This window comes from bacterium (assembly GCA_030654305.1).
In the GTDB taxonomy this organism is placed as follows: domain Bacteria; phylum Krumholzibacteriota; class Krumholzibacteriia; order LZORAL124-64-63; family LZORAL124-64-63; genus PNOJ01.
Genome location: JAURXS010000051.1, coordinates 1 through 3,149 on the forward strand (window position 1 = coordinate 1; position 3,149 = coordinate 3,149).

3 protein-coding genes are annotated in these 3,149 nt (G+C 72.6%); all 3 read right to left on the reverse strand.

The window, feature by feature from the left end:
- On the reverse strand, positions 1–614 hold a 614-nt coding region (locus Q7W29_01200; GenBank protein ID MDO9170433.1), incomplete at its 3' end, for a hypothetical protein.
- A 5-nt stretch (positions 615–619) separates the two neighbouring features.
- Positions 620–1,489, reverse strand: coding sequence for a hypothetical protein (locus tag Q7W29_01205; GenBank protein ID MDO9170434.1), 870 nt, complete (start codon positions 1,487–1,489; stop codon positions 620–622).
- The gene (locus tag Q7W29_01210; GenBank protein ID MDO9170435.1) at positions 1,486–2,775 is read right to left on the reverse strand and encodes a hypothetical protein; all 1,290 of its coding nucleotides are present in this window, start codon (positions 2,773–2,775) and stop codon (positions 1,486–1,488) included. The genes Q7W29_01205 and Q7W29_01210 overlap by 4 nt, the downstream gene beginning before the upstream one ends.
- Positions 2,776–3,149 lie beyond the last annotated feature (374 nt).

Below are 3,149 nucleotides of genomic sequence, written 5' to 3' on the forward strand. Positions count from 1 at the left end.
TGCTGGGCGGGCAACGCCCATCCTTCAGGATGGCCGCCGGGTCCGTCGTGGCAGGTGTAACAGGAGACATCGCTGGTGCCGCCCGCGTAGTCGGTGCCGTGGCAAGCCGTGCAGGTCGCAGCGCTCGAAGTGCGCACCGCCGCGCCGTGCTGGGCGGGGTCGGCCCAGCCGGCGGGGTGCGGGCCGGTCGGCCCGTCGTGGCACGCGTAGCAGGAGATCGCGCTCCAGCCGCCGAGGTAATCGGCGCCGTGGCAGATCGCGCAGGACGCGGCACCGCCGTCGTCGACGGCGGCGCCGTGCTGGGCGGGCGCCGCCCAGTTTTCGGGGTGGCCGCCCGGACCGTCGTGGCAATCCCAGCAACCGGGTGCCCCGCGCTTGCCCTCAAGGTCTGCCGCGTGGCAGGAGCGGCAGGTGGCGAGACCGCGCTCCTTGACGAGCTCGCCGTGGAAGTCGGGGGACCCGGTCCGGCTCCAGGTCTCCGGATGCGAGCCGAGTCCGGGCTCCGAGGCTTGATCGGCACAGCCGGCGACGAGGGTCAGGCCGAGGCCCGCGAACAACAGGCACAAGCGCAGGCACAAGCGCAGACGCGTGGCCGGTCGCATGTCGATCGTCATGGTGCTCAACCTCCGTGGCACGCCGCGCAGGTCGGGGCGCTGCGCCCGTCGTCGTGGCAGGCGATGCAGCTCTCGAGGTCGAAGACGCCGTCCACGGCGTGGCGGCCGCCGTCCGGCAGCCGCACCCAGCCCGCGCGCGAGTGGCTGTCGGGAAGCACGTTCTGGGCGATGTGGCACGAGCTGCAGAATTCCGGTTCGCCGTGGCAGGTCGTGCATTCCTGCTCGCGGCCGCGGGCCCGCACGGCGTGCCCGAACGCGAAGTCCAGGGGGTGGACGCGCGGGCGCAGGTTGTCGCCGGCGTGGCACTGCTGGCAGGTGCCCTGCGTGTGGCAGGCGGCGCAGCGGGCCTCGTTCTCCCGGGCCTGGACGCCGTGGAGGCTGGTCCAGAGGGCGTCGTGCGAGTCGGGCTTCAGTTCCATGCCGTCGGCGTGGCAGAGGCGGCAGTCGCCGTAGTCCTCGGCCGTGGCGTGGCAGACGCGGCAATCGGGCTTGGTCGGCAGGCGCGGCGCGTCGGTGGGTTCGCCGTGGCACGACGTGCAGGCCATGCCCCGCGCCGCGTGGGCGGCGTGCGAGAACTTCTGCGCCTGGTACTCGTCGTACGACGTTTCGCCGGCCGCCTCGACGTTCGTGTGGCACCTCGCGCACCCGTTCTCGTCGTCGACGTCGTGACAGTCCGCGCAGACGTCCATGCCCGGGCGCAGGGAGTCGCCCGCTCCGCGCGAGCCCGTCGCGGCCGTGTGGCAGGTCGTGCACTCGATGCCGTCGGCGTAGTGGGTCACGTGCGGCATGATGATCCGATCGGGATCCGCGACGGCGACAGCCGCGGCGGCGCACACGGTCAACCAGGCGAAGATCAAGGTGAGCAGCGTTCTCATCGCGACCAGCCTCCCCGGTCGAGGCCGGTGCGCCCCGTGCCGCGCGCCAGGGCCAGGTTCACGCCCAGCAGGACGCGGATGTCCCGCGAGTAGACCGGCGTGTCGAGGCTCTGCACCTCGGCCGTGAATTCCAGGCCCGGGCGGAACCGGGCGCGGGCCCGCGCCGCGAAGGTGGTCAGCTCGCGCTCGTCGGAGGCGGGGCCGTCGGAGATCAGCGCGTACACGAGGTGCGAGGCTTCGCCCTCGAGCCGCAGCCGGCGGCAGGCCTGCCAGGCCAACTCCCCGTAGAGGCTGTTCTCCTCGCCCGTGTCGCCGAGACGGACCGACCAGCCGACGCGCGCGGCCGGCAGCAGCAGCGCGAACCCGACGCGCGACGACGCGCGCGTGTCGACGAAGGAGCCGACGTACTCCAGCTCGCCGCCGAAGCGCGAGCGGTGCTGCCAGGCCAGCGCGCCGCGCGCCAGGCGGACCCGCTTCACTTCGGTGAAACGGGAGAACCACGAGACGGCGTCGATGGAGGGATGGCGGTCCACGTACTGGAGGCTCAGCGCGGGACGCGACGGCGCGGGCTGCCAGCGCGCCTGCGCCTCGAGGCGCGACCAGCGTTCGCCTTCGAGATCGTACGCCGCGCGGGCGAGCGCGTCGACGTGCGGCCCCGCCGTCGTCGCGTACTCGCAGCCCACCGGGCGCTCGGCGACCATGCCGCGGCGCTCGCGGTACGCGCCCGAGAAGGCGAGGCGTTGCCCGCTGCCCGGCGAGAAGACCAGGCGGCCGCCGGCCGCCGCGTCGAGGTTGAAATCGCCCAGCCTCGTGGCGTTGCCCCAGGGCGCCCGCGCGCCACCCCAGGCCGAGACCTCGACGGCGCGCCCGCGGCCCCAGGCAAGCTCGGCGCCGTCGAGGGTGAGGGAGGCCACGCCGCTCTGCAGGAACTGGCGGCCCACGCGGGCGCGCACCTGCGGGCCGAGGCGCGCCTCGAGGTACCCGGAGGAAAGGCGCGCCCTGTCGCTGCCCGGCCACGCGTCGACCGGCGAGGTCGCGTAGCGCCCGGACGCGCGGACCGCGAGCCGGCCGCCGGCCAGCCCCGAGGCGCCGCCGGCGAAATGCTGGTAGAAGCGGAAATGGTCCGTGTCCGCGCCGGCCGCATCCTCGGTCTGGTACGCGTAGCCCGTGCTGCGCAGCGACAGGTTCCAGGAAGGGGGCGGGACGGAAGGCAGCAGATCGCCGGCTCGGGCTTGGCCGATCGCGGCCGCCAGAGCGAGGGCCAGCGCGAAAGCCGGCGCGAGCACGCGGGGCAATCTGCTGCAAGACGCACGGAAGCGGTGGGAGCGGCATTCCATGACGAACATCGACCTCGCCGATCGGTAGGGTCTCGAAGGGTTGCCGGCGACTCGCGTCTCGGTACCTATCGATTATCCGGTTTCGCAGAAGAAGAAGCCATGCCATTTTGATATGACAGATTCTTTTGTGGTGAATTTCTCACGGTGACCCGGGTCACAGACAGCGTGCCATTCAATTCCTACTATATTGCTATTCTTTCAGCGGGCGCCCCCGCCGACGCCCTGCATCCGAACGCCAGCCCGGGAGGCCGACGTGCGCAGATCCCCCACCCTGTCGACTTGCCTGTTCCTGTTGATCGCGGCCGCCGCCGCGGCTCAGCCCC